A 25,969-nucleotide genomic window follows, 5' to 3' on the forward strand; every position below is an offset into this window, starting at 1 on the left:
TCCTCGCATGAGCCTGTTCAGCATTCGCTTATATTCTCAAGAGAAAGCAGGAATCAGGCGTTCGTTCCTTCTTAGCAAGTTGCTGCGTCCGCCAAAACAGTATGAAGAGCCAAGAATGCTTGAATTCACAACGAACGGCGCCACTTTCGACAACGAGAAACAGGTCCTTGTGTTCGGCCGTGACTGGACAAGCAGGCAGCCTATTGCCTAAGGAGCTGAAAAGCCGTCATGTTATGGCGAATGCCGCAACCGGAGTAGAAGACCATGTTCGACGAAGTAATGGGCGCCTATGGCAGCCGTTTCCTCCTCGCAGCGGGCGGCGTCGGCATCGCGCTGCTGCTCCTGATCGGCATCATGTGGATCCTCCGCAGCCGGGCGCCTTCGCCCTTCGTGCGCGGCGGCAAGAACCGGCAGCCACGTCTGCAGGTGCTGGATGCTGCAGCCGTCGATACGCGCCGCCGGCTGGTGCTCGTGCGCCGTGACGACGTCGAGCATCTTGTCATGATCGGCGGCCCGACTGACATCGTTATCGAAAGCCGCATCCTGCAGGATACCGACGACGGCTCGGAGCGCGCATTCATAGCCCCGCCCGCGCCCCAGCCTCAGCCTCAGCCTCAGCCTGAACCGGTCGTCGCGATGCCCCAAGAGCCGCGTGCCGAGCCTGCAAGGCCCGTCGCGGCCTTCGAGCGCGAACCGGAAGCTGCTGAACCCTACGCTCCGGCACCCGCGCCTGCCGTCGAGCCGCGTCTGCATCCCGCAGTGGCCGCTCCTGCCGCGGCGCCTGCTGAACCGGAGCCGGCAGCAACATCGACCGTGGCGGCAAACATCGCGCGGGAGCCTGCCAGCCCCACTGCTCCGCCACCGATCATTCCGAGGCCACCTGAGCGACCCGCCTCCCCGGTGATCGAGGCAGCCAGCGCCGCCGACATCCTCGACGCGGCCCGCCAGCGCGTTCTGCCGCAGCAGCGGGTGGAGCCGCAGGTCTCGACGCCGCCGGCGCAGAGCCTTCCGACCGTTGCCGAAGGCGTGCCGGTTGTTACCGGCGACGCAGCCGCAGCTCCGAAGGAATCGCCCAGCGATTTCGAACGCATTCTTCAGGAAGAGATGAACAATACGCTTGCTGCGCAGCGCATCGTTCCCACACCGAACGCGCCCACCCGCCCGGTTCCGCCGCAATCCGGCAGCCTGCCGCGCCGCGATCCGGAAATGGCGCCGATCACCGGCGCCGATGCCGACCTTCAAAAGGAAGTGGCCCGCATCTTCGGCGAAATGAGCGTCAATCGCGAAAAGTGAGCAAGAAAAAAGGCACCGCAAACCGCGGTGCCTTCGATATTCTGCAACGAGGCCGAAAGCCTATTCGTCGCGATATACTTTCTCGCGGCGCTCATGACGCTCCTGCGCTTCGATCGACAGCGTTGCGATCGGACGTGCGTCGAGGCGCTTGATGCCGATCGGCTCGCCGGTTTCCTCGCAGTAGCCGTAGGTACCGTCTTCGATACGCTGCAATGCTGCATCGATCTTGGAGATCAGCTTTCTCTGGCGGTCGCGGGCGCGAAGTTCGATCGCCCGGTCTGTTTCGGAAGAGGCCCGGTCCGCGAGGTCCGGGTGGTTGGCGCTTTCTTCTGCGAGATGATCGAGCGTCTCGCGCGCTTCTCTAAGGATATCGTTCCTCCAGGCTACGAGTTTGGCTCTGAAGTAAGCCCGCTGGCTTGCGTTCATGAATTCCTCGTCTTCCGAGGGAACGTAACTGCTAAGATCGATCTTCTCACTCAACGCGATTCTCCTGAAGAACATCTCATATGGCGGGGTGTATATCCCAAGCGCTATCGCGGATTCAAGCCAAATACGACAGGTAAACAGATTTTTAAATCTGTCATATTTTGAAGCTAACAATTTATTTTTGCATCACTATTAGGATTGTTGGTTTTTGCTTCCCGTTCAAGAAGGTGTGTTGGGCTTGCTGTTTTGCGCCGTCGCTGTGCCGATGCGGTTGACGCCGGTGATCCGCGGACGCTACTGAAAAGGCTCCTTCGCTCGTGGATTCTTCTATGGCCGCAACCTTGCCTCCACCCTCACGAATCTATCTGTTGCGGCACGCAGAAGCCGCCTGGGCGCAGCCCGGCGAACGGGATTTCGACCGGCCCCTGAACGATAGGGGCTATGACGACGCCGAGCTGGTGGCAGACCGCGCGGCTGACAAGGGCTACCGGCCGGATCTTTTGATCAGTTCCACGGCAAGGCGCTGCCGCGAGACCGCGGACGCCGTGCACCGCGCCATGGGCCTGTCGCTCGACATCCTCTACGTCGACGAACTCTACAACGCCACCCCCGATGTCTATCTCGAGATCATCAATACCCAAAACGTCGGCTCCGTCATGCTGGTCGGCCACAACCCGACGACCGAGCAGGCGCTCGAAGCGCTCATCGGTTACGATGCCCTGCTGCGTGCATTGCCGAATGGCTTTCCCACGGCCGGCCTTGCGGTCGTCGATTTCGACGACGCAGCCGCAGAGTGGAAGCTCACGGACTTTCTGCACGACTGACGTCTTTCGCGTCGCTTCTTTTTCGGGCAGCATCCGCATCCTATATGCTTGAGCACTGACAACCGGAAACCCGCCTTGCCGCCAAGCTTGACATCACTTACCGACGACGCGCGCATTGCGCTCGATAACCTCGCAGACCGCGCCTCGAGCCTTGTCAATCCGGCTATCCGCCTTGGCGTCACCGGGCTTTCCCGCTCCGGCAAGACCGTCTTCATCTCGTCACTTGTGCACAATCTGCTGCACGGCGGACGTCTGCCGCTTTTCGAGCCGGTTCAGTCCGGCCGGGTGTCGGCCGTGCGGCTGGAACAGCAGCCGGACGACGCCGTGCCGCGCTTCCAGTACGAGGACCATATCCGGGCGCTGGTGAAAGACCGTGTCTGGCCGGATTCGACCCGCGCCATATCCGAACTGCGCATCACGCTGGATTATCAGAGCGCCAGCGGCTGGAACCGGCTGTTCTCGCCCGGCCGCCTGTCGATCGATATCGTCGATTACCCCGGGGAGTGGCTCCTTGATCTGCCGCTGCTGACAAAGGACTATCGGACCTACAGCGAGGAGACGCTGGCGCTTGCCCGCAGCGGCATCCGCGCTGAACTCTCCCGCAGCTGGCTCGCACCGACCATAGCCACCGACGTCAAAGCCGCCGCCGATGAGATGCAGGCGCGCGATCTCGCGATGGCCTTCACCGATTACCTGAAAGCCTGCAAGGCCGACGAGCGCTCGCTGTCGACATTGCCGCCCGGCCGTTTCCTGCTTCCCGGCGACCTTGAAGGCTCGCCCGCGCTTACTTTTGCGCCGCTCGCCTTGCCTTCCGAAGGCAAACCGCCCAAGGGCTCGCTCTGGGCGATGATGGAGCGCCGCTACGAGGCCTACAAATCGGTCGTCGTCAAACCCTTCTTCCGCGAACATTTTGCCCGGCTCGACCGCCAGATCGTTCTCGTCGACGCGCTTCAGGCGATGAACCGCGGCCCGGAGGCGATCCAGGACCTGGAGCGGTCGCTGACGGATGTGCTAGCCTGCTTCCGTCCCGGCACGAACTCGCTGCTCTCGTCGCTCCTCGGCCGACGGATCGACCGCGTTCTCGTGGCAGCCACCAAAGCGGATCATCTGCACCATGAGAGCCACGATCGACTCGATGCGCTGACGCGCCGCCTCGTCGAGCGCGCCATCCAGCGGATCGGTATGGCGGGTGCCGGCATCGACGTCATGGCGCTTGCCTCGGTGCGCGCCACGCGGGAGGCGACCGTCAGGCGCGACGGCCACGACTTGCCGGTGATCGTCGGCACGCCGATCGATGGCGAGACGATCGCCGGCGAACGCTTCGACGGCATCAGGAAGACGGCGATCTTCCCCGGCGACCTTCCAGAAAACCCCGAAAGCCTGTTCGACGGCATTGAATCTGCAAGCCGCAATGTCCAATTGCCGGATGTGAATATCGTACGCTTCCGGCCGCCGCAGCTTGAGGAAACCGGCAGCGGCATCAAGCTTTCGGTGCCGCATATCCGGCTCGACCGGGCCATGCAGTTTCTGTTTGGAGACCGCCTCGCATGAGCAAACCCGCTTCTGGAGATTCGGATCGACCGCGCCGCACACCGGCGGCCTTTGCATACGACGACGATCCGCGCCCGATCGAGACGGACAGGAAGCAGGAACACCGCAGGCCCGCAAGCTTCGGTGGCGAAGTCGTCCTCACATCGGACGAAGACGACCCCTTCATTAACCCGGACAAGGATATCGCCCCTTTGCCGGTCGCCGTGCCGCGCAAACGGCGCACGTCCTTTGTCAAGATCGCGCTCACTGCCTTCGGCGTGCTGTTGTCGCTCGCGTTCGGCCTCTGGACCGACAGCCTGATCCGCGACCTCTTTTCCCGCGCCGACTGGCTGGGCTACACGGCGCTCGCGGCACTCGCGATCGGCATCCTTGCCGTTATCGCCATGGTCATCCGCGAAACAGCAGGCATGATGCGCCTGGCAGCGGTTCAGACGATCAAGGCCGAGGCGGAAGCGGCCATCCTGGAAACAAGGCCCGCCAAGGCACGCGCCCTGGTGAAGAATCTTTCAAACCTGCTTGCCGGAAAGCCCGAAACCGCCAAGGGCCGCGCCACTTTGAAAGCCGCCGAAGGCGACATCATCGACGCGCCGCATCTCGTGGCCCTTGCCGAACGCGAATTGCTGGCCCCGCTGGACCGCCAGGCGAGAGCGCTGATCGTCAATTCGTCGAAGCGTGTTTCGATCGTCACTGCCGTCAGCCCGCGCGCGATCGTCGATCTGCTCTACGTGCTTTTCGAAGCCTCGCGCCTGATCCGCGCCATGGCCGAGCTTTATGGCGGCAGGCCGGGCACGCTCGGCATGATCCGCCTGATGCGGGACGTTCTGGCGCATCTTGCCGTCACCGGCTCGATCGCCGTTGGCGACAGCCTTGTGCAACAGGTCCTGGGCCACGGCCTTGCTTCCAGGCTCTCGGCCAGGCTCGGCGAAGGCGTCATCAACGGCTTGATGACGGCTCGCATCGGCATAGCCGCGATGGATCTTTGCCGTCCGCTTGCCTTTCGCGCCTTGAAACGGCCGGGAATCGGCGACTTCATCGGCGATCTAGCGCCCTCCGTGGTGCCGCGCGCCAGTAGCAAATAAGCAGCAGATAACATTTTCGCGCTTCCTCGCCTTCCGTTACGGAAAGGGCCGAAAAAAGCAGAAAGTTCATGATTCTAGCGGCCTGAATTGACGGTGTTGAGCGCTCCGAAAGCCCGTGATTTTCACTGTGCTTCGCCGCCGGAAACCAACCGTTAACCATTATTCGGCAAAACTCCGGGTCAGTAACGGGTGGTGTTTGGGTCAGGAAAAATCCATGTCTTCGCGCAAGTTTCTCTTCGTCTGCGGCCTCGCCGCTGCGGCATTGTCTCCGGTGGCGGATGTTGCCCCTGTTGCGACTGCTGCAACACGCGACAAGGCCTTCTTCGAATCTGTCGCGGGCTCATGGAGAGGTCCGGGCGAGATCGTCGCCGGCAAATACAAAGGCACGAAATTCAGCTGCAATCTCATCGGTTCTGCCACGAGCGACGGCGGTGCCGGCATCAAGCTCGACGGCTCCTGCCGCGTCGGCGTCTTCAAGCAGCCGATGTCCGCCCTCATCACCCAGTCGAGCAGCGGCTATAAAGGCAAATTCCTCGATGGCGCCGCCGGCAAAGGTCTCGACGTCGTCTCGGGCACCGTCACACGGGACACCGTGGTCGTCGGCTTGAACCGCGCCAAGCTGAACGGCGCGATGATCGCCCGCGTCCGCGACGACAAGACGATGAACGTCACTGTCTCGGTCAAGGTGGAAGACCGCATGATCCCGGTGATCGGCCTGACGCTGACCCGTCAGATCGATGAAATGACGGTCGGCTCGGTCGAATAGCGACGGCAGGTAGAGATGGACACATCAAGCGGCGGGCTCTTCGCCGCTTTTTCATTTCACGCGCTGCGCCACCAATCGCGATTGACATCCGCGATTTCGATGCCCTGGGTATCCGCCTCGCAAAGCCAGTCTGCAACGGTCCGGCCCTTGACGATGAGGTCCGAGGCAAAATCTGCAAGCGGCATCAGAACGAAGCCCCGGTCGGTCATGCGCGGATGCGGCAGTTCCAGCCTCGGCGCTTCCTGTTCGACATCGTCGTATGTCAGCAGATCGATGTCGAGCGTTCGCGGTCCCCAGCGCTCGATGCGCTCACGCTTCATATTGCGCTCGATGCCGAGACAGACGTCGAGAAGCGCTTCCGGTTCGAGCAATGTGTCGAGTGCCGCGCATGCGTTGAAGAAGTAGGACTGGTCGGTCTTGCCCCAAGGCGGCGTGCGATAAAGCCGCGACACCGCAGTCACCCGGCAATCATCACGCCTGTCGAGTAGCCGCAGCGCCGCAGCCATCGACTTGACGGGATCGCCGAGATTGCCGCCGAGACCGAGTATCGCGGGCCTGAATCGGTCAGCCGGCAAAGTGTTCAATGCTCACCTGTACGAAATCGAGAACGCCGGGTACCGGCGCATTCGGCTTGCGCACCGTGATCTTGGCGCGCGTGATCTGATGAAATTTCTCGCAGAGGCCCTTGGCGATATCGAGCGCCAGCGCTTCGATCAAATAGCGGCGCTTGCCCGTGACGATCTCCTCGATCACCGTAAAGGCAATCCCGTAGTTCACGGTATCGTCGATCGAGTCGCTTTCGAGCGCGCCCGCCGCCACGACGTCGAGCTCGGCATCGACGAAGAACCGCTGGCCGAGGAACTCCTCCTCGTCGTGAACCCCGTGACGCGCAAAGAAGGCGCAATTCTGCAGCGTGATTGTATATTTCGTGCCCATCAGCCCTATCTCCGCTCGAAATCCAGACGCGCGGCCAGCATAGCATCCGCCATCGCCAGCGCATCCCTGTTGATTGCGACATTGTGCACCCGAAAAACCGCAGCCCCCTGCAGCCTGAGCAATGCACTGCTCGCCGCCGTCGCAACATCACGTTCAGCCGCATCCCGCCCCGTGACCGCCCCGACGAAGCGCTTGCGCGACGTGCCGGCCAGCAGCGGTAATCCGAAACGCTGCAATTCGGCAAACCTCGCCATTAGCTCCAGGTTCTCGTCGGCGTCCTTGGCAAAGCCGAAGCCCGGATCGAGCACGATCCGCTCGCGCATGACGCCTGCTTCCGCCGCGATCTCCAGGGAGCGAACCAAGAAATGATACTGGTCCGCTATCACGTCCGGAAGCTTTTCGCGGCCCCGGCCCGTATGCATGAGACAGAGCCCGGCGCCGGTGTCGGCCGAAACCTTGGCGATCGCCTCCTCCTCCTTCTGCAATCCGTAGACGTCGTTGACGATATGCGCACCGGCCCCGACGGCGAGCCGCGCCGTCTCCGCCCGGTAGGTATCGATCGAAATCAGCGCGTCGCTCCTGCCACGCAGCGCCTCGATCACTGGCAGTACGCGCGACTGCTCTTGCGCAGGGCTGACTTCGGCCGCTCCGGGACGTGTCGATTCCCCGCCGATGTCGATGATCGACGCCCCCTCGCTGACGGATTGAAGTGCGTGCTCCACGGCGGCATCGACGCTTGCGTAGCGTCCGCCATCCGAAAAGGAATCCGGCGTCACATTGATAATCGCCATGATTACGCCGCGCGGCCCGAGTTCTATCTCGCGGCCGTGCGCCACGCGCCAGAAACTGCTTTGAAGCTGTAGCATCGGGGGTTATCCCATTGATTATAAAAAAAGCCGACGCCCCTATATTGCGCTCGCGGTGGCTATGCCCCAAGCTCCGCCAAACTTCAACACGGGTAGCGTCAAGAATGCCTTCCGCATCGCGTTATATGCGTTTCGTCCTCGCTTTTTCCATGACTGTTGCCCTCTGCATTCCCGCCTCGGCTCAAGTCGTTGCGACCAAGAGTTACTCCTATTTCGACATCCGCGGAAAGAGCGCCGGCGAGCTCGACGAGGAGCTGAGCCGCCGCGGGCCGACGGCGAGCGGCTCGTCCGCGCGCCACCCCGGCGCGACGAAAATCCGCTTCGGCGGCGAGGCGACCTACCTGCAGAAGAACGGCCGCTGCCGCGTCACCAGCGCGAAAGTAACCGTTCACACGCAGATCATCCTGCCGCGCTGGCGAAACCGCAACGGCGCAAGCAAGCAACTGTCGATGATCTGGGATACGCTCTCGAGCGACATCAAGAGACATGAGGAGCGGCATGCGGAAATCGCCCGCACACAGGCGCGTGTCATGGAACGGAATATCCTCGCACTGCGGGCTCAGCGCACCTGCGAAGCAATGCAGGAGCTTGTCACGGAAGAATCGAACCGGGGAATAGAAGAACACGATAGGTTGCAGGCGCGTTTCGACCGCGTCGAGGCCGTCAACTTCCAGAACCGGATGATGCGCTTGCTCAACAAGCGAATCAGTTCATCCGGTGGCGAAAGATAGCCCAATTTCTGAAAAAAAACACGCAAGATCGTTAGCTGGGCAACGAAACTTGTGCGAAGCTTTCCTCCTCCCCAGCCTGTGAATGATGAAAATTAGCGATATGCGACTCAACCCGCACGCGCTAATATGAACACATTCGGAAGTTCAGGTGGGATTGACCTGATCTTCTGTCGCTGGGTTCTCCTGGCGCGTTCTAAGCCGCGGGCGGTCCTCCCTCGCCCGATGGTTATGCGCCCGCCTTGCCTCGCACGTCATCCGGCGCGCGAGGCTTTTTTTGCACGGATCAGGCCTGCCGCTCGGGCACATGTACGATGAGTCCGTCCAGCACCGCCTTCATTCTGATCTGACAGGAAAGCCGCGAAGTCGGGCGAACATCGAAGGCGAAGTCGAGCATGTCTTCCTCCATCGCTTCCGGCGGGCCGACACGCTCCGTCCATTCATCGTCGACATAGACGTGACAGGTCGCACATGCGCATGCGCCGCCGCACTCTGCTTCGATACCCGGCACCGAGTTGCGCACGGCATTCTCCATCACCGTCGACCCCTGGTCGACATCCAGATCGAAGCGCGTGCCGTCGAAGGCAACAATAGTCAGTTTGGGCATGATATTTTCCGGTAATCATAGAGGGGAGGATCAGAATTTGTCTTCCAACAAATCTGATGAGCAGTCAACATCGACCGCCTTCACGGTTTCATTCCATATTTAAAAGCGACAGGCTTTTCCGTTTGCGTCATACCGCTGGCCACAAAAAGACCCGCTGTTCCTGAATGGAGCAGCGGGTCGAGCGGCTTAAAATGCCCAGCTCTAGCGGCTGAGCTTGAGAATGAAATTCTCGGCCTCGACGACGGCGGCCCCGACGGCGGCCATATTCGCCGCATCGCTGCAATTGTTCTCGATCGCCTCTGCTGCTTCGGATACGCCGAAAGCCCCGACGGCGCTCGCCGCGCCCTTAAGCCGGTGGGCCGCGGCTTGGATTCTCTTTGCGTCGCCTGATGAAATTTCGTTCAGGCAGCCGCGTGCCTGGCGCGCGAAGATCTGCAGCACCTCGACTTCCAGCGCCTTGTCGCCCATTGTCTGCTTTGCCAGATGAACAAGGTCGATCGGACGAGCCTTCGAGGGGCATGGCCCCTTGGAATTATCCGGCGCCTCGAATGCAATACTGACTGCTGCCATGTGCCCAATACTCCCGTCTTTACCCCGCACTTGGATTCACACTGCGGTTGGAGAGTGGCGATCGCGTTAAATTCTGGCACATTGAGGGCGGAATTCTCGCGCTATGGTTAACAGCCGCTAAACGCCCTTAAATTGTTGGTTTTTCGACATCCGTCCGCGTTAAATTATGTTAACAACAGATTAATGGATGGTGATTAGCAAGGCTTCATTAATTGTCTCGGAAGCCCGGATGTGTCACTACGATACTAGTAGAGTAGGTTTATGGTACGCGCCTTTGCGGGCCAAGTGGATAGTGGTAATGTTTTGATACCGTCTGTTTGAAAAAGCGGCTATCTACTCTGAAATGACATACTTATCCGTCCGCCGGCTTGGATGGGAAGGTCAGAGGCAAGGGTTGAAAACCTGGACGCGGCGTTGTCTGGGAAAATGCGGCTGAACCGGCTGGGATGTAACGAGGCGTAACCGAATGGCGAACAACAAGTACAGCGAGTCGATCGAGGACAAGGCGTTCAAAGCATTAGACGAAGCTCTCCAGATCGACTTCAGCCAGCAGAAGGCGCCGTCTCGTGGCGCTAAAACGCCCGACGCCCCGGAGGCCAAAGTGTCCGACACGCCATCTGCACGCAGCAATCACCAGGATCAGGACGAGAGCCAGCGCCGTGGCGGCCGCAGCTCCAGAGCGGCCGAGCAGCAGACGCCCCGTTCCCCGGCCTTGGCCGCGGCGAACGACGCCAACCGCATGACGGCGGCCTCCATTCTGAAATCGCTGGACGGCGGCTCGACGCGTTCGGCCGTCCGTAACGCCACGCTCTTCTCGCTGCTGTGGATCGTCGGCGGCGCCGGCCTGATGGCCCTGCTTTATTCGCCACAGATTTGGCAGATCCGCTCCGTCGCCGATCTCGTGGCCCTCCCCGGCGTCATTGCCGGCATCATCGGCGTCATCGTGCCGGTCCTTCTGTTCTACGCGTTTGGGATCATGATCTCGCGTGCTCAGGACATGCGCAATGCCGCCCGCTCGATGGCGGAAGTGGCGCTGCGTCTCGCCGAGCCGGAAACGATCGCGTCCGAACGCATCATGACCGTCGGCCAAGCCGTTCGCCGCGAGGTCTCGGCCATGAACGAAGGTATCGAGCGAACGATCGCGCGCGCTTCCGAGCTCGAAACGCTGGTTCACTCCGAAGTCAACGCGCTTGAGCGCAGCTACGCCGATAACGAACTGCGCGTGCGCGGCCTGGTTCATGAGCTCGGTTCAGAGCGCGAAGCGATCGTCAATCATGCCGAGCGAATCCGCAGCTCGATCGTCGGCGTCCACGACCAGTTGAAGGAAGACCTCTCGCTTGCGACGGAAGAAATCGCCGTGCGCCTTGCAACGTCCGGCGAAGCCTTCGCATCGATGATCGACACCCGCGCCGCAACGCTGACGGAAAAGTCGGAAACCGCGATCCAGTCGCTCGGTTCGCTTCTTGCCGCCAAGACCGACTCGCTGCTGCAAACGCTGACCTCCTCCGGTTTTGCGCTGGCGCACGAATTCGACACGCGTCTGGAATCGCTCACCTCCAACCTCAACGATCGCGGCGAGCAACTGCTCAGCCAGTTCGAAACGCGCGCCTCCACGATGGACAGCAGCGCAGAGAAGCTGAATGCGGCGCTGAACGACCGCGCCCGCCAGTTAAACGAAATCCTGATCGCCCGCACGCGCGAAATCAACGAAAGCCTGACCGGCGGCGAACGCGAAATCACCGGCACGCTCGATGACGTGCTTTCCAAGCTCAATGCGTCGCTCGACGAGAAGAGCGCAAGCTTCCGTCAGAGCCTGCAGTCCAGCGCCGACGACGCCATCATGGACCTCGACCTGCGCTCCGGCTTCTTCGACGAGCGCCTGCAGGCAACCGTCGCCCAGATGTCGACCGCGTTCGACGAACGCGTGGCGGAATTCGCGAATGCCTTCGACAAGCGCGCCGGTTCGCTCGACACCAAGCTGATGGAAAGCCTCGCGCGCATCAACGAGACGCTGGCCGGCGGCTCGGAATCGATCGACGGCATCCTCAATTCCAGCATCGAGCGCCTTGGCGCCTCGATGACCGACCAGTCCTTCGCGCTGGCGACTGCGCTCAGCACCGGTCAGGAGGTTCTCGAAAGCTCTCTCGGCAGCAAGGTCGACGAAATCTCCAGCGCCCTTTCGGTCCGCACCAACGAGATCACCTCTGCGCTGCAGTCTGCGAGCGGCGAGATTTCTGAGGCGCTCGCTTCGGGCGTTTCCGAGCTGCATGGCAGCCTGTCGGGCCGCACGAGCGAGATCACCTCTGCCTTGCAGTCCGCAAGCGGCGAGATTTCTCAGGTGCTCGCTTCGGGCGTTTCCGAACTGCATGGTAGCCTTTCAGGCCGCACGAGCGAGCTCACCTTCGCACTGCAGAGCGCAAAGGATGAAATTTCTGAGACCCTGGCGTCCGGCACCACCGATCTGCGGGAGAACCTTTCGAGCCATACCGGTAAGCTGACCTCGGCGCTGAAAAATGCCAAGGGCGAGCTCTCCGAGGCTCTCACGTCCGGCACTTCCGAGCTGCAGGCGAATCTTTCGGGCCGTACCAGCGAATTGGCATCCGCCCTGCAGAACGCCACCGGTGAAATTTCGCTGGCGCTCGCAACCGGCACCTCCGAACTTCACAACAACCTGGCGGCGCGTTCGACGGAATTCCGCGAGACCCTGCTGTCGACCACGTCCGACCTCACCGCAGCCGTCTCCGCCGGCACCGAGCAGATCACCTCCGCCTTCGGCCGCGCCGACGAGCTCAACAACGTCATCTCCCAGCGCGCCGACGCGATCACGCAGGCCCTCGATTCCGCCCATGAACGCATCGACGACGTCATGGCGGAACGCAGTAGCGCGCTCGTCAGCGCGCTCTCCAGCAATCACGACCGCCTCGCCGACGCCCTAGACGAAAAGACGATGGCGCTCGCCATCTCGCTCGACGACAGCCAGAGTCGCTTCGACAGCGCGCTCGAGGCCCGCACCAACGCACTCCTCGACACCGTTGCGGGTGCTGAGGCCCGGGTTGCCGGCGCCTTCGCCGACAAGGCTGAGGCGATCCGCAGCGCTTACACCGACAACCAGGAACGGCTCGAACTATCGCTCGGCGAACACGCCGCAGCGCTCTCCTCGACGCTCTCCAGCAGCAACAATCGCCTCGAGACACTGACGGGCGAAGCAGCCGCACGCATGGAAGCGCTCACCAGCGAAGCAACCGCGCGCATCGACGGCGGCCTCGCCTCGGCCCATGACCGCATCCGCGCAACGCTGGACGACCGTGCGAACGCGATCAGCCTTTCGCTCAGCAACGCGCATGCGCAGCTCAGCGATACGCTGTCGGAGCAGGCGACGACCATCGGCGCGTCGGTCGCCGCAAGCGCCAGCATGCTCGAAATGTCGCTGGAAGATCACGAAGCCTCCATTCGCCAGACGATCGACAACAGCGCCAGGTCGCTCGAAGAGCGTCTGCGCGAGGGCGCCGGCCAGATCGCCGGCCGCTTCCAAGATGCAGCAAGCGAAATCTCGCGTTCGGCAGAAACCTTCTCCACGCACCTCGATCAGTCGATCGACGGCATGACCGGCCGGTTTGCCGAAACCGGTTCGCGCGTCGAAGCAGGCCTTGCTGCTCTCGAAAACCGGATCCGCGACGGCGTCGGTGGTGTCGCAACGCAGGTGGATGCCGCAGGCAGCCGCCTTGCGGAAACACTTAACGACAGCATTTCGCAACTGCGCGAACTCGGCGACGATGCCGCCCTGCGCGTTACGACCGTCCTGGAAAGCACAAGCGACACGCTTTCCAGCGCCATCGATGAGCGCACGGCAAGCCTTGCCTCCGCCATTGATGAGCGGGCGACAGCCCTCACCTCTGTGGTGGACGAGCGAGCGAGCGTGCTTGCCGCAGTCGTGGACGACCGTGCCGTAAATCTTGCAACGTCCATCGACGACCGCACAGCGAACCTTGCACAGGCGATGCACCGCGGCAGCGAACATATCGACGAACGCCTGTCCACCATGGACCGGGCGCTCACGCTTGGCCTCAATGCCGTCAACCAGACGATCGAAGGCAAGGCAGCCGGTCTCGCCTCGACGCTGCGCAGCGCCGTTGCCGATGCCGCCCAGGGCATGGATGCCGAAGCTGCGCGCACGGCCGAACTGATGGCCCGCACCGGCCAGCAGTTCACCGAAGGTCTCGACCAGAAGAGCAGCGAGTTCGCACGTGCCATGGACGAGCGCTCCGAACAGATCGTCGGCCGCGTGTCCGAGGCGCAGAACCGTCTTGCGAGCCAGGCCGCCGCCGTCGCCCAGACCTTCTCCGAAGCCGGCAATGCGATCGTTAACAAGGTCGCCGAGGCCGAAACGCTTGTCAGCGGCCAGGTCAATGCCATTTCGCAGGCCCTCTCCGAGGCCCAGTCCTCGCTGGAAAGCCGCGGCGACGCGATCCGCTCGACAATCGCCAGCGCCAGCGAAGGTATTGCCGCCACAATGTCGGATGTCGACAAGGCTCTCGAAGCCCGCGGCGACGCGATCCGCTCAGGCCTGACAGACCAGGCCCGTGAAATCGATGCGACCTTGACGGGTGTCGAAAAAACGCTCGAGGCCCGGGGTCACACAATCCGCTCGACAATCGCCAGCGCCAGCGAAGGCATTGCCGCCACAATGTCGGACGTCGACAAGGCTCTCGAAGCCCGCAGCAGCGCGATCCGCTCAGGCCTGACAGACCAGGCCCGTGAAATCGATGCGACCTTGACGGATGTCGAAAAAGCGCTCGAGGCCCGGGGTCACACAATCCGCTCGACGCTCGACGAACGCACCCGCGAGCTCAATTCCATGCTCGCCGGTCGTTCTTCCGAGCTGTCGCGGCTGATCGATGAAACCGCACGCCCGATGATCGAGCGCTATGCGGAAACCGGCAAGGAGGCTGCGGCCCGCATCGCCGCCGCCGCCGAGCAGAGTGCCGACCGCCTTCGCGCCGAAAACGCGGCGCTGGCCAATGCGATCGCGGCCCGCACAGAGAGCGCCGCCACCGCGGTCAATACGATCGAAACGAGCCTGCTTGGCAACGTCAACGCGCTGATCGAGCGCCTGTCCGAAAACAGCGCCTCGATGGCGACGATGATGAGCCGTGCGGCGGAAAATCTGACGGACGTCGATGGCCGCCTCGGCGAGACCACCTCGCGCTTCACCGACTCGGCCTCCAAGGCGGCGGAAATGGTGTCGGCGTCGACCCGCCTGCTCGAAGGCAAGGTCGATCGCCTCTCCGACATCTCCGGCCAGACGCTGGCGCAGGTCGGCGGCATCATCGGCCGCTTCGACGAGCACTCGAAGGTTCTGAGCCAGGCATCGAACCTGCTTGCGGCTGCACAGTCGAACCTCGTGTCGACGCTCGAGGAACGTGAAGACGCTCTTCAGAACCTCTCCGTCGGCCTCGTCCAGCGTTCCGAAGAGATCGAAACGACCATGCGCGCGCTTTCCAGCATGGTCGAGAACGCCTTCGAGCGCGCCGAACAGCGCTCCAACCAGGTCACCGGCAATCTGCGCCAGGGCGTACAGTCCTCCTTCGCCGATATCGGCCGCGTGCTCTCGGAGACCGAGAAGCGTACCGAGGAAGCCGCCGAGGCGATGCGCAACTCGATCGTCAAGGCCGGCGAAGAAGCGAATGCAACGATCGACGGCACCTTCGGCAATGCCGAACGCCGTGCGAACGATCTCTCGAACCGCCTTCGCGGCGGGCTGACGGCGTCGCTTTCGGATGTCGAGCGCATGCTCGGCGAGGCCGGCCGTGCGTCGGACGGCGCTGCCCAGCAGCTGCGGGAATCGCTTCGCGAAGCCGTCGAGGAAGCGGTCTCCCGCTTCTCCGGCGCTACCGACGAAATCCGCCGCTCGGCGGGCGATATCCGCAAGGAACTCGACATGACGCGCAGCGAATTGAAGCGCGGCGCATTCGACCTTCCGGAAGAAGCCAAGGAAAGTGCGGCCGCGATGCGCCGCGCCGTTGCCGAGCAAATCAAGGCGCTGCAGGACATTTCGCAGATCGTCGGCCGCTCCACGCAGCAGCTCGAAATCTCCGAGCCGGTTGCCCGCGCAGCCGCACATGCCCAGCCCGCGCCGCGCCCGGCACCTGCGGCGGCCCAGCAGCCTGCCCCGGCGCCCGCCCGCCCGCCCGTCGTTGAAGACGGCCTTGCGCTCCGCGGCACGATCGCTCCGCCGGCAGCCGCAGCCCCGCAGCGTCCCGTCCCCGCTCCAGCCACGCCTGCCCGCCAGGAAACCGGGGGCTGGATCAGCGACCTGCTGCGTGGTGCCTCGCGCGACGAAGCCGCCGAGGAAGCTCCCGCACGCGCGGCAGCCCCGAGCGCCCAGCCTGCGCCAGCACAGCGCAGCGCCGATAGCCGCAATCCGCGCCACGTCGTCGAATCGCTGAATTCGCTCTCGGTCGATATCGCCCGCGCGATCGATCACGACGCCTCGGTCGATCTGTGGCGCCGTTACCAGCGCGGTGAGCGCGACGTCTTCACCCGCCGCCTCTACACGCTGAAGGGCCAGCAGACCTTCGATGAGATCAAGCGCAAATACGACCGCGAACCGGAATTCCGCACCGCCGTCGACCGCTACATCGCCGATTTCGAGAAGCTGCTTGCCGACGTCGCCCGCTCTGACCGCGACCAGACGATTACGCAGTCCTACCTGACATCGGACACCGGCAAGGTCTACACGATGCTGGCCCACGCCGCAGGGCGTTTGAGCTAAGGGAAGCGAAGCTGAAGATCACTACACGAAGGGCCGCCCGCAAGCGGCCCTTTCACATGCATACTTGCGAAACCATGTAGGCAGCATTGCCCTAGAAGCCGCCCGGTGCATCCACTCCGCTGTTGATTGCCAACCGGATTGAGCCGCAGCGAAAAAGGGACTGCCCAAACCCACCTTTATCTGAGACAATTGCCTGGGGAGGATTGTCTCTGCGGCTCGCAGCCGTAGGGAACGATCTCGAATCTGTATCCCGTTGAAGCATCCACTATCCTGCCCCGTCCGCAGCGATGAGTCAGCTGTCGGCAAGCATATAGCGAACATCTCTCATTGTTCAGCAAACGCGAGCCAGGAGCACTTCATATGGTAACGTGGAAACCCGATCCAAGCTTTTATCCGTCCCCGCGAATGGCCATGAAGGCCGCGCCGGAGACGCTTGCCTACGTCGCCGCCTTCGATCCGGCGCGAGCGGTTCCCGACGAACTCGCGGTCGTCGATGTCGATCCCAAATCAGCCTCCTATGGTCAGATCGTCACATCCCTCGCAATGCCCAATGTCGGTGACGAGCTGCATCATTTCGGCTGGAACGCCTGCTCATCCTGCCTTTGCCCGAATGCGCCGCACCCACATGCGGAGCGCCGCTATCTGGTCGTACCCGGGTTGAAATCCTCGCGCATCCATATCATCGACACCAAGCCCGACGGCCGGAAACCATCGATCGTCAAGGTCATCGAACCGGGCGAAGTCGCCGACCGGGCCGGATACTCGAGGCCTCATACCGTTCACTGCGGACCGGAAGGGATCTATATCGCAGCACTTGGCAATGCGGAGGGCAAGGGACCGGGCGGCGTGTTCCTTATGGATCATGAGACATTCGAGGTGCGCGGCCAATGGGAAATGGATCGCGGGCCGCAGCAGCTTTCCTACGACGTCTGGTGGCATCTTGGCCACGACACGCTCGTCACCAGCGAGTGGGGCACGCCGGATACTTTTGAAAACGGACTGATCCCGGAAATCCTGCTCGGCGCGAAATACGGCCGCCGTCTGCACTTCTGGGACCTGCACAAGCGCAAGCACCTACAGACGATCGATTTCGGTGACAAGTATCAGCTCGTATTCGAACTCAGGCCCGCGCATGATCCGACCAAAGCCTATGGTTTTGTGAACTGCGTTCTCAGTCTTGAGGACCTCTCGTCCTCGATATGGGTCTGGCACCGCGACGGCGCGAAGTGGGCGGTGACAAAGGTGATTGACATTCCGGCGGAGCCCGCCGATCCGGACCTGTTGCCGCCGATGCTCAAGGGTTTCAATGCCGTGCCACCGCTTGTCACCGATATCGACCTTTCGATGGATGACAGATTTCTCTACGTGTCCTGCTGGGGAACTGGCGATCTGCATCAGTACGATGTCTCCGATCCATTCAAGCCGAAGCTGACAGGAAAGGTCCGGATCGGCGGCATCGTTTCGCGCGCTTCGCATCCGGGAGCGAAGAATGGCGCGCTGAATGGCGGCCCGCAGATGGTCGAGATCAGCCGTGACGGTCGCCGCATCTATTTCACCAACTCGCTCTATGGCGCGATCGACGAGCAGTTCTATCCCGACGGCATCTCCGGCTGGATGGTGAAGCTTGACGCGGAGCCGGACGGCGGCATTGCTTTCGACGAGAAATTCTTCGTCGAATGGCCAAAGTCGCATCGCCCGCATCAGGTCCGCCTGCAGGGTGGGGATTGCTCGTCGGATTCCTATTGCTATCCGTAAGGAGCGAAGGCCAGCCCGATGAGGCGCTCATGAATGAACTCTGGCCCTGGATGCTACTGGCGGGACTGGGAGCCTTCCATGGTCTCAACCCGGCGATGGGATGGTTGTTTGCCGTGGCGCTCGGCGTTCACCGGCAAAGTTCCGCCGCCGTGGTTCAGGCGGTGCCTGCTATCGCGCTGGGGCACGCAGTATCCATCGCACTGGTGGCGGGCACCCTGCTCGCGGCCGGTCTTTTCGTAAATCAAGATGCTTTGCGGACGGCGGCCGGAGGAGGCCTCATTGCATGGGCTATCTGGCATCATTTCTTCGGACACCAGCGCCGCGTTCGCATCGGCATGCGCACAGGGCTTGCCGGCCTGGCGTTCTGGTCGTTCCTGATGACAACAGCCCATGGAGCCGGACTCATGATCCTACCGGCCTTGATGCCCCTCTGTCTTACGGAGTCGCCATTACGTGAAGTCGATGGTGATGGGTCCGCGGCGATGGCGATCGCTGCCGTCGGCGTCCATACCCTTGCAATGTTGGCGGCCACAAGTCTCGTTGCCCTGGCAGTCTATCGTTGGGTCGGGCTCGGGATATTGCGCAGTGCCTGGATCAACACGGATCTCGTATGGACGCTGGTTCTGCTCGGCACCGGTGCCGTGCTGCTGATCGTCTAGCGAAGGCGGGATTGGTCCATCCCAAGTTCTTCGGGTTCGGCCGCAACCATTTCCTCCGCCGTCAAATCGACCGCAGCGTCCAATCGACGATCTCTGCCGTCACCGCAGAGAACGCGCGGTCGAGCGCCTTGACGTAGCCTACGTTCGAGCCGCTGCCTGCAGGAACGGCCGCACGGAAAACCTTCTGGGCGCGGACCGTGCCGTTGCGGTCGTTGAGGATATTCGCCGAGATTTCGACGACGGCCTGGCTGGTGGTGCTGTTGTCGATCTCGAAGGCGCGGATGTCGGTAACGACCTGATAGTCGATCGCAAGGCCCTGTCCCGGCTTGCCGACGCCGCCGAGCTTGCCGGAGTTCTCGTAGGCTTCGACTAGCTTCGATTGCACTATGCGCGGCAGGCTGTCGCTCCATTGCGAGCGCGACAGATACTGGATCTCGGAGGGCGAAACGCGGACGACGATCTGGCTGCTGTCGAGCGCCTTCAAGGCCGTCGGCGCCGGCACGAGGATCTGGCTGCGCTTGGCGGGCCGTCCGTCGACGGTGACGGTGGCGGAGAGATCAAAGGTATCGTTCTTGGCCGCCGTGCCGCAACCGGTCACTGCCAGCGCCATAAGCGGCAAAAGGAGCGTCGTTCTTACCAGCAATGAACGGCGCGCCAACACATGCGATACGGCCATATTTCGCTACCCTTGCTTTCAAATATCCATGTCAACGGCGCGTCCGGCCGTCATATTGCTTTACCGTATCGCCGCCAAAAATCAGCCGCTGCGGATTTTGGTCGAAATTGCTGATCGCACTGTTGAGATTCTGCATCGTATGGCGGGTATCGTCGACGAGCGTCTGCACGTCGCGCAAGCCGCCGCTCGAAAACCGCTGCAGGTTGTCCGCGATCGGACCGATGCGGGCGTTGAGATTGTCCGCCATCTTCTTGAAGGAATCGAGCGTTGCGCGCGCCTCCGTAAAGAGCGACTGCGAATTGTCCGTGCCGAACAGCGCGTCGAGCTTGATCAGGATGCCGTCGACGCGCGTCGAGGCCGAGTTCAGCTTGTTCGCCATCTGCGAGACGTCCTGGATCGTCTGGTCGATATCCTTCTGGCGCGCCGAGACGGTATTGGCGACGTCCCGTATGGAGGCGACCGCGACGCGTGCATCCTTCGTCGCCTGCGCGATATCGTCGACCGACCCCTTCACCTTGGCGGGATCGATCTGCGCCACCAGCGTATCGACGCGGTCGAGCGTGGTCTGCGCCTTCTTGCCGAAATCGTTGAAGGTCGTCGCCGTCTCGTTGAATCTCTGGATCGCACCCTTCAGGTCGCCGGACGCATTGGCGATATCGCGGCTCACCTTCTCGGCATTGCTGAGGATCGTATCGATCTTCTTCGCGTCGACGGCCTTTACCAGCGCTTCGACGGCCTCAAGCGTGGAATCGACTCGGCCGGAGACTTTGCGCACGATTTCGGAAAGCTGGCCGACGCTCTGCAGGAAGGAATCGATATTGCCGGAATTCTTCGCCAGCGCACCTGAGAAGGTCTCTGCATTCTGCAGCGTCTTGGTCAGCGGTCCGCGCGCGTCCTGGACGAATCCGTGAACCTCGCCCACCGCGTCATTCGCCCGGTCGAGAATCTTGTCGGCCGTCGCCAGAAGATTCGTCACGCTTGATTGATCCGCGACGATCACCGCGCGCTTGCCGGTCTCGACGGCCTTTTGCAGGATATTCTCTTCACCCACCTTGCCGCCCGAAAGCTCGATATAGGCCGCACCCGTCAGGCCCTGGATTTCAAGGATGGCCCTGGTGGAAGGATAGATCGGCGCGTCGACGCGCACCTCGGTGAAAGCCAGCGAATATTGCGGGTCGTCGGCATCGATCGAGAGCGACGTCACCGACCCCACCTGAATGCCATTGAAGCGCACCGGCGAGCCAACGCTGAGGCCGTTTGCCGAGCCCGGAATACGCACGACGAGTTCCGCCATGGGGCCGCTGCGTCCGTACTCGGCCATCCAGTAGACGAAGCCGAATGCGGCTGCGATCACCAGAACAGTGAAAAAGCCGACGATCGTGTAGTTCGCTTTGGTTTCCATCGTTTCCGGTCACTTCCCGCGGCTGTCGCCAGTGCTTTCGGCACGGCCGGCGGCTGTTTCTTCTTGCGGCACGATCGAGCGCGCACGCTTGCCCTTGAAATAGGCCTGAACCCAAGGATCATCATAGGCCAGCATGTCCTCGATCGTCCCCTCAACCATTACTCGCTTGTGTCCAAGCACGGCAATACGGTCGCAGACGGAAAACAGGCTGTCGAGGTCGTGGGTTACCATATAGACGGTCAGGCCGAGCGTGTCTCGCAGCCGGGCGATCAGTTCATCGAATTCTGCAGCACCGATCGGGTCGAGGCCCGAGGTCGGCTCGTCCAGGAATACCAGCTCCGGATCGAGCGCCAGGGCTCTCGCAAGGGCAGCGCGCTTGATCATACCGCCGGAAAGCTCGGAGGGATATTTGTCCGCCGCATCGGCAGCAAGACCCACGAGCCGGATCTTCAAGTGCGCCAGTTCGTCCATCAGCGATTTCGGCAGATCCAGATATTCACGCATCGGCACCTGGATGTTCTCCCTCACAGTCAGCGAGGAAAACAGCGCGCCCTGCTGGAAGAGCACGCCGAGCCGCATGTCGAGCGCGTTGCGCTGGCTCTCGTCCAGCTTGTCGAAATTCTGTCCCAGGATCTCGATCATGCCGGAGCGGCGCGGCAGAAGGCGCAAAATGGTTCGCATCAGCACGGATTTGCCGGTACCCGATGCGCCGACGAAACCCAGGATCTCGCCGCGGTAGATGTTCAGGTTGAGCTTGTCGAGCACGATCTTCGGGCCAAAGCCGACGGTCACGTCTCGTGCCGAAAGCACGATGTCCCGCTCATCCTTCCCGTTCGGCTCTGCTTGCTGCCCGTCCACGCTAAACCCTTAAAAATTGATGGCCGCATAGAACATGGCGAACAGCCCGTCCATGAGGATGACGACGAAAATCGACTTCACTACGGAAGCCGTCACGTGCTGGCCGAGCGATTCGGCGCTGCCTCCGACCTTAAGGCCTTCTACGGCCGCGACAATACCAATGACGAGCGCCATGAACGGCGCCTTGATCATGCCGGAGAGAACCGTCGACAGCGTAATCGCCTCGTGCAGGCGAGACAGGAAGGTCGCGAACGTGATGCCGGAATAGGCCCAGGCAACCGACGCGGCGCCGAACAGCGAGGCGAAGTTCGCAAGCACCGTCAGAAGCGGCAGCGCCACCGTCAGCGCCACAAGCCGCGGGAAGATCAGCACGCCCACCGGGTTCAGGCCCATGACCTTCAGCGCATCGACTTCCTCACGCATCTTCATCGAGCCGATTTCGGCGGTGATTGCGCTGCCGGAACGGCCGGCGATCATGATCGCTGTCAGAAGCACGCCGATTTCGCGCAGCTGCAGGATGCCGACGAGATCGACGACGAAGACTTCGGCGCCGAAATACCGAAGCTGGAAGGCGCCCTGTTGCGCGATGATGGCGCCGATCAGGAACGACATCAAAAGGATGATCGGAACGGCACGCACGCCCATATGGTCGATCTGGTTGACGATCGAGGCTGGAGAAACGCCGCTGCCGCGCCCGAACTTCATCTGCGCGCCACGCACGGCCGAGCCCAGGATATACATCGCGGCCGTGAGGTCGTTCCAGAGGTCCACGGTCACCCTGCCGACCGGCGCGAAGATGCGCTCGGCGAGACCGCTTTTCTTCGGAGCCTCGACGGCTTCCTCCTCCGGTTTCTGGGAGAATTCCTCTATCATTTCGTCGATATGCGGATTGGTGCCTTCGAAACGAACCGGCCGCCCGGCCGCCTCTTCCTGCAGCTTGAGCCGGCAAAGCAGCCAGACGCCGGCCGTGTCGATATCCGTGACGCCCGAGAGGTCCAGGGTCAGATCACCTTTACCACGGGCAATCTTCTCGATGTCGTGTAGGACGAGATGGATGTTGGCGCTGCGCCAATTGCCTTCGAGATGAACGCGGCGTCCCCCACCGTCGGCTTGGTCGTCCACGTGCAGTGAGGCGGCGTTGCGGGTGTCGGGCTTCAAAATGCTTGTGTCTTTCAAGGCTTGCGGCGACATTGCCGACTCGCGAACAAATCGCTCACGCCCGGCGCGTTAATATACCGAAGACACATAGAATTTCCATGCTCGCAGGATTGCAATTATGCCACGCTCGCTCGAAATCCAGATGAATTCCTTTCCCATTGCGGGCACGTTCACGATCTCGCGCGGCGCAAAGACCTCGGCGGACGTCATCACCTGCATTCTGGCGGAAAACGGCAAGCGAGGCTGGGGCGAATGCGTTCCCTACCGACGCTACGGCGAAACGATGGAAGGCGTCGCCGCACAGATCGAAGCCGCCCGGCCCCTGATCGAAGCGGGCATTTCCGGAGAAGACCTCCTCTCCGCCATGGTGCCGGGCGCAGCCAGGAACGCCGTCGATTGCGCGATATGGGATCTCGAAGCCAAGCGCGGCGGAAAAAGCGTTGCCGAACGCATCGGCCTTGCGTCGCCGAAGCCGCTCACGACGGCCTACACGATCTCGCTCGGCGAACCGGAGATTATGGCGGCGCAGGCGCGCGCACACTCCGCAAGAGCGCTGCTCAAGGTCAAGGTCGGCACCGGTGACGATGAGAGCCGCATGCGCGCCGTGCGCGAAGCCGCGCCTAACAGCATCATCATGCTTGATGCCAACGAGGGCTGGCCTGAGGACACGTTGGAACATCACTTGCGCATCGCCGCCGAGATGAAGATCGCGCTCGTCGAACAGCCGCTGCCCGCCGGCCGGGACGAAATGCTGGCCGAGATCGAGCGTCCAGTCCTGGTCTGCGCCGACGAGAGCGTCCACCATACTGGCGACCTAGCAAGCCTGCGCGACCGCTACGATGCGATCAACATCAAGCTCGACAAGACCGGCGGCCTGACGGAAGCGCTCGCGATGAAGCGCGAGGCGCAGCGCCTCGGCTTCCAGATCATGCTCGGCTGCATGGTCGGTACATCGCTTGCAATGGCGCCCGCCGTGCACTTAGCGCAGGACGCTGAATTCGTCGATCTCGACGGCCCGCTGCTTCTTGCCCGCGACCGGCAACCCGGCCTTCGCTATACCGATTCCCTTGTCTGGCCACCCGAACCCAGCCTTTGGGGCTGAAGGTAGTAGGCGACGAAGACCAGAGACATTCCCAGCGCTGCGACGAGTGCCATGACGTAGAAGCTCGCGAGGCCGAGCCAAGCATAGATGTAGCCGGAGGCGAGCGTCATCAGTCCCATGAACATGCCGTTATAGAAGAAATATGCGCCCTGAGCCGACGACTCCTGCGTCTCCTGCACCGTTGCCACGATGCGCCGCTGAACGCCGGTATGCACGAAGGCGAAGCTGCAGGAATGGAAACATTGCAGCACGAAGAAGCCGACGAAGCCCCAATGCACCGGGAACAGGATCCAGCGGCAAATGCAGACCGCGCAGCCGATGCGGATCAGCGTCCACGCACTGAAGCGGCGGTTCAGATGCTTCGAGACGAAGAACACAATCACCTCGGAGGCAACGGCAGCACTCCAGAGAATGCCGACCTCCGTTCCTGAAAAGCCAAGCTGATGCCAATAGATCGACGCGAAGACATAGAGAAGCGCGTGGCTCGACTGCTGGATCGCCACGCCCCACAGGAGCACCAGCAGATGTGGCTGCCGTAGCGAACTGCCGGTGGCCGCCGGTATGTCGACCGGCGTGCCGCGCCGGCGGGTCGGCCCAATCCGCGGACAATAGATCGCCATCAGCATCGTCATGACGAAGCCGAAAATCATGACCGGCAGCACCATCGAGCCGCCCCAATAGCCGATCATCTCGCCGCCGATCATGGTCGATGCAATGAAAGCGATAGAGCCCCAGACGCGCATGGAGCCGTAGTCGAGCCCCCAGCGGCGAACGCCGGAAATGACGATCGATTCGACGACCGGCAGATAGGGCGCGAAGGTCGCACCCTGCATGGCGAAGACGATCAGCACCGGCCAAAAGCTCGTCGTCCAGCAGAGCGCTACCGCCGTCAGCAAGGACAGCCCGCCGGACCAGAGCAGCACGTCGGCGCGCTCCTTCATGCGGTCAGCATACATGGCGACGATCGGCGCCACGAGAACGCGCACCACCATCGGCACTGCCAGGATGATGCCGATTTCATGATCGGTGAATTCGTGGACCGCTAGCCAGACGGGAAAGAAGGGAAGAACGACACCGTTGACAATCAGCGGAGCGCAATAGGACAGGGCGCTGAGCAGCCGGAAGCGCGGCGGCGCTCCCTCGCCTGTCGGGGCTTTCTGGGCGGGAATCATCGGTGGACCTGCAGGAAACTGGACGTTGCCTAGCACATCAACCCAAGGGCGACTATGGCCAGAAATAACCTTTCTGAAACGTTTTAAGAAAAAGCTTGTCCCCTTCGCTCACAACCCATCGTAATTAAAGCCACCCGCATTCCCCTTAAATTCTAGGTCGTAGATTTTTAGCCAGCGTCATAGAACCGTTACCGTTAGGTGGTTCGGTCGCGCTTCAAAAAGACAAAGGACATACTGTGCGCCCCTACAAGCTTCGCCGCCTCGACAGGAATGATGCGTCGTCTTTCAGAGAAATTCGCCTTGAGGCTCTCGCGAACCATCCAGAGGCATTTGGCGCGTCATGGGAAGAAGAGCAGAGCCTATCTGAGGCGCGCTTCGCCGGTAGGCTTGAGAACGGCCTTGTGATCGGTGGGTTATCCGATGACGGAATCCTTGCCGGAACTATCGGCGTGTCAAAGTCCAAAGCCATCAAGACGCAACATATTGGATCGGTTTGGGGGATGTATGTCCGCCAGGAGGCGCGGGGCACTGGTCTTTCGCGCTTGCTGCTGAGTGCTGCGATTGACGAAGTTGGCACGACGCTACGTTCGCTCCGGCTTAGCGTCGTGTCATCCAACGTTCCGGCTATCCGGCTTTACAAATCCATGGGCTTTGAAGAATGGGCCGTCGAAGTCGAAGCTTTAAAGGTGGGCGATACTTATTATGATGAAATACTCATGCGGCTGGAAGTAGGTCCGCGATGACAGACGCCACGAGTCTAACGCCCATC

The 25,969-nt window shown here is 61.9% G+C and carries 22 protein-coding genes; 11 read left to right on the forward strand and 11 right to left on the reverse strand.

Annotated elements, in window-relative coordinates:
* Positions 1–264: 264 nt before the first annotated feature.
* Positions 265–1,293, forward strand: a complete 1,029-nt coding sequence (locus ACZ9BX_RS05825; RefSeq protein WP_476216353.1) for a flagellar biosynthetic protein FliO — start codon at positions 265–267, stop codon at positions 1,291–1,293.
* 60 nt (positions 1,294–1,353) lie between these two features.
* Here ACZ9BX_RS05825 and dksA read toward each other — a convergent pair whose 3' ends face one another.
* Positions 1,354–1,773, reverse strand: coding sequence for an RNA polymerase-binding protein DksA (gene dksA / locus ACZ9BX_RS05830; protein ID WP_027511805.1), 420 nt, complete (start codon positions 1,771–1,773; stop codon positions 1,354–1,356).
* Between the two features lie 275 nt (positions 1,774–2,048).
* Between dksA and ACZ9BX_RS05835 the strand changes: the two genes are divergently transcribed.
* From ACZ9BX_RS05835 to ACZ9BX_RS05850, 4 genes are all read left to right on the forward strand, one after another.
* Entirely contained in the window at positions 2,049–2,543 is a 495-nt protein-coding gene (locus tag ACZ9BX_RS05835) for a SixA phosphatase family protein (RefSeq protein WP_087003789.1), read from the forward strand.
* A 75-nt stretch (positions 2,544–2,618) separates the two neighbouring features.
* Positions 2,619–4,094 carry a YcjX family GTP-binding protein gene (locus ACZ9BX_RS05840; RefSeq protein WP_476216356.1) on the forward strand — a complete coding sequence of 492 codons (1,476 nt, stop codon included), beginning with the start codon at positions 2,619–2,621 and terminating at the stop codon, positions 4,092–4,094.
* Positions 4,091–5,173, forward strand: a complete 1,083-nt coding sequence (locus ACZ9BX_RS05845) for a YcjF family protein (protein WP_476216358.1) — start codon at positions 4,091–4,093, stop codon at positions 5,171–5,173. The genes ACZ9BX_RS05840 and ACZ9BX_RS05845 overlap by 4 nt, the downstream gene beginning before the upstream one ends.
* 214 nt (positions 5,174–5,387) lie before the next feature.
* Positions 5,388–5,939, forward strand: a complete 552-nt coding sequence (locus ACZ9BX_RS05850; RefSeq protein WP_027511809.1) for a hypothetical protein — start codon at positions 5,388–5,390, stop codon at positions 5,937–5,939.
* A 56-nt stretch (positions 5,940–5,995) separates the two neighbouring features.
* Here the strand turns inward: ACZ9BX_RS05850 and folK are convergent, their stop codons facing one another.
* From folK to folP, 3 genes are read right to left on the reverse strand one after another with little or no spacing between them, the layout of a single operon-like run.
* Positions 5,996–6,523 (reverse strand): 2-amino-4-hydroxy-6-hydroxymethyldihydropteridine diphosphokinase, encoded by a 528-nt coding sequence (folK, locus tag ACZ9BX_RS05855; RefSeq protein WP_476216361.1) that lies wholly within the window; start codon positions 6,521–6,523, stop codon positions 5,996–5,998.
* Positions 6,504–6,875: a dihydroneopterin aldolase gene (folB, locus tag ACZ9BX_RS05860; protein WP_476216362.1), complete on the reverse strand. Its 372-nt coding sequence runs from the start codon at positions 6,873–6,875 to the stop codon at positions 6,504–6,506. Before folB ends, folK begins: the two co-directional genes overlap by 20 nt.
* Positions 6,876–6,880: 5 nt before the next feature.
* On the reverse strand, positions 6,881–7,741 hold the full coding sequence (folP, locus tag ACZ9BX_RS05865; RefSeq protein ID WP_476216363.1) for a dihydropteroate synthase: 861 nt from the start codon (positions 7,739–7,741) through the stop codon (positions 6,881–6,883).
* A gap of 104 nt (positions 7,742–7,845) precedes the next feature.
* Here folP and ACZ9BX_RS05870 point away from each other — a divergent pair, with 104 nt between their 5' ends.
* Complete coding sequence (locus ACZ9BX_RS05870; protein ID WP_476216365.1) at positions 7,846–8,472, forward strand: DUF922 domain-containing Zn-dependent protease; 627 nt, start codon at positions 7,846–7,848, stop codon at positions 8,470–8,472.
* 283 nt (positions 8,473–8,755) lie between these two features.
* Here the strand turns inward: ACZ9BX_RS05870 and ACZ9BX_RS05875 are convergent, their stop codons facing one another.
* Both ACZ9BX_RS05875 and ACZ9BX_RS05880 read right to left on the reverse strand, forming a co-directional pair.
* Positions 8,756–9,076, reverse strand: coding sequence for a 2Fe-2S iron-sulfur cluster-binding protein (locus ACZ9BX_RS05875; RefSeq protein ID WP_027511814.1), 321 nt, complete (start codon positions 9,074–9,076; stop codon positions 8,756–8,758).
* Positions 9,077–9,277: 201 nt separating this feature from the next.
* The gene (locus tag ACZ9BX_RS05880) at positions 9,278–9,646 is read right to left on the reverse strand and encodes an Hpt domain-containing protein (protein ID WP_476216367.1); all 369 of its coding nucleotides are present in this window, start codon (positions 9,644–9,646) and stop codon (positions 9,278–9,280) included.
* A gap of 466 nt (positions 9,647–10,112) precedes the next feature.
* On the opposite strand from ACZ9BX_RS05880, the gene ACZ9BX_RS05885 reads away from it, so the two are divergent.
* From ACZ9BX_RS05885 to ACZ9BX_RS05895, 3 genes are all read left to right on the forward strand, one after another.
* Entirely contained in the window at positions 10,113–16,418 is a 6,306-nt protein-coding gene (locus tag ACZ9BX_RS05885) for an apolipoprotein A-IV repeat region-like domain-containing protein (RefSeq protein ID WP_476216369.1), read from the forward strand.
* A 360-nt stretch (positions 16,419–16,778) separates the two neighbouring features.
* Positions 16,779–18,173, forward strand: a complete 1,395-nt coding sequence (locus ACZ9BX_RS05890) for a selenium-binding family protein (protein ID WP_476216371.1) — start codon at positions 16,779–16,781, stop codon at positions 18,171–18,173.
* 29 nt (positions 18,174–18,202) lie between these two features.
* Complete coding sequence (locus ACZ9BX_RS05895) at positions 18,203–18,832, forward strand: hypothetical protein (protein ID WP_476216373.1); 630 nt, start codon at positions 18,203–18,205, stop codon at positions 18,830–18,832.
* 61 nt (positions 18,833–18,893) lie between these two features.
* On the opposite strand, the gene ACZ9BX_RS05900 is transcribed toward ACZ9BX_RS05895, so the two are convergent.
* From ACZ9BX_RS05900 to ACZ9BX_RS05915, 4 genes are read right to left on the reverse strand one after another with little or no spacing between them, the layout of a single operon-like run.
* Positions 18,894–19,508: an ABC-type transport auxiliary lipoprotein family protein gene (locus ACZ9BX_RS05900; protein WP_476216375.1), complete on the reverse strand. Its 615-nt coding sequence runs from the start codon at positions 19,506–19,508 to the stop codon at positions 18,894–18,896.
* A gap of 31 nt (positions 19,509–19,539) precedes the next feature.
* A complete protein-coding gene (locus tag ACZ9BX_RS05905; protein ID WP_476216377.1) occupies positions 19,540–20,910 on the reverse strand; it encodes an MlaD family protein in 1,371 nt (456 codons plus the stop codon).
* A gap of 9 nt (positions 20,911–20,919) precedes the next feature.
* The gene (locus tag ACZ9BX_RS05910; protein WP_476216379.1) at positions 20,920–21,768 is read right to left on the reverse strand and encodes an ABC transporter ATP-binding protein; all 849 of its coding nucleotides are present in this window, start codon (positions 21,766–21,768) and stop codon (positions 20,920–20,922) included.
* Between the two features lie 9 nt (positions 21,769–21,777).
* Positions 21,778–22,944 carry an MlaE family lipid ABC transporter permease subunit gene (locus ACZ9BX_RS05915; protein ID WP_476219905.1) on the reverse strand — a complete coding sequence of 389 codons (1,167 nt, stop codon included), beginning with the start codon at positions 22,942–22,944 and terminating at the stop codon, positions 21,778–21,780.
* Between the two features lie 100 nt (positions 22,945–23,044).
* Here ACZ9BX_RS05915 and dgcA point away from each other — a divergent pair, with 100 nt between their 5' ends.
* Positions 23,045–24,028: an N-acetyl-D-Glu racemase DgcA gene (gene dgcA, locus ACZ9BX_RS05920; protein WP_476216381.1), complete on the forward strand. Its 984-nt coding sequence runs from the start codon at positions 23,045–23,047 to the stop codon at positions 24,026–24,028.
* Here the strand turns inward: dgcA and ACZ9BX_RS05925 are convergent.
* Positions 23,980–25,200, reverse strand: coding sequence for an MFS transporter (locus ACZ9BX_RS05925; RefSeq protein WP_476216382.1), 1,221 nt, complete (start codon positions 25,198–25,200; stop codon positions 23,980–23,982). The two genes, dgcA and ACZ9BX_RS05925, sit on opposite strands and share 49 nt — an antisense overlap.
* Positions 25,201–25,436: 236 nt before the next feature.
* Between ACZ9BX_RS05925 and ACZ9BX_RS05930 the strand changes: the two genes are divergently transcribed.
* On the forward strand, positions 25,437–25,943 hold the full coding sequence (locus ACZ9BX_RS05930; protein WP_476216383.1) for an N-acetyltransferase family protein: 507 nt from the start codon (positions 25,437–25,439) through the stop codon (positions 25,941–25,943).
* Positions 25,944–25,969 lie beyond the last annotated feature (26 nt).

The sequence above is a fragment of the Rhizobium sp. USDA 3886 genome (assembly GCF_056279785.1).

Excerpts from the sequence above, each read along its gene's own strand:
- ACZ9BX_RS05845 (WP_476216358.1), top strand. The coding sequence starts at position 4,091 with ATGAGCAAACCCGCTTCTGGAGATTCGGATCGACCGCGCCGCACACCG.
- ACZ9BX_RS05895 (WP_476216373.1), top strand. The coding sequence starts at position 18,203 with ATGAATGAACTCTGGCCCTGGATGCTACTGGCGGGACTGGGAGCCTTC.
- ACZ9BX_RS05825 (WP_476216353.1), top strand. The coding sequence starts at position 265 with ATGTTCGACGAAGTAATGGGCGCCTATGGCAGCCGTTTCCTCCTCGCA.
- ACZ9BX_RS05890 (WP_476216371.1), top strand. The coding sequence starts at position 16,779 with ATGGTAACGTGGAAACCCGATCCAAGCTTTTATCCGTCCCCGCGAATG.
- ACZ9BX_RS05835 (WP_087003789.1), top strand. The coding sequence starts at position 2,049 with ATGGCCGCAACCTTGCCTCCACCCTCACGAATCTATCTGTTGCGGCAC.
- ACZ9BX_RS05900 (WP_476216375.1), bottom strand. The coding sequence starts at position 19,508 with ATGGCCGTATCGCATGTGTTGGCGCGCCGTTCATTGCTGGTAAGAACG.
- ACZ9BX_RS05885 (WP_476216369.1), top strand. The coding sequence starts at position 10,113 with ATGGCGAACAACAAGTACAGCGAGTCGATCGAGGACAAGGCGTTCAAA.
- ACZ9BX_RS05880 (WP_476216367.1), bottom strand. The coding sequence starts at position 9,646 with ATGGCAGCAGTCAGTATTGCATTCGAGGCGCCGGATAATTCCAAGGGG.
- ACZ9BX_RS05850 (WP_027511809.1), top strand. The coding sequence starts at position 5,388 with ATGTCTTCGCGCAAGTTTCTCTTCGTCTGCGGCCTCGCCGCTGCGGCA.
- ACZ9BX_RS05925 (WP_476216382.1), bottom strand. The coding sequence starts at position 25,200 with ATGATTCCCGCCCAGAAAGCCCCGACAGGCGAGGGAGCGCCGCCGCGC.
- ACZ9BX_RS05875 (WP_027511814.1), bottom strand. The coding sequence starts at position 9,076 with ATGCCCAAACTGACTATTGTTGCCTTCGACGGCACGCGCTTCGATCTG.
- ACZ9BX_RS05905 (WP_476216377.1), bottom strand. The coding sequence starts at position 20,910 with ATGGAAACCAAAGCGAACTACACGATCGTCGGCTTTTTCACTGTTCTG.
- folP (WP_476216363.1), bottom strand. The coding sequence starts at position 7,741 with ATGCTACAGCTTCAAAGCAGTTTCTGGCGCGTGGCGCACGGCCGCGAG.
- ACZ9BX_RS05870 (WP_476216365.1), top strand. The coding sequence starts at position 7,846 with ATGCCTTCCGCATCGCGTTATATGCGTTTCGTCCTCGCTTTTTCCATG.
- dgcA (WP_476216381.1), top strand. The coding sequence starts at position 23,045 with ATGCCACGCTCGCTCGAAATCCAGATGAATTCCTTTCCCATTGCGGGC.
- folB (WP_476216362.1), bottom strand. The coding sequence starts at position 6,875 with ATGGGCACGAAATATACAATCACGCTGCAGAATTGCGCCTTCTTTGCG.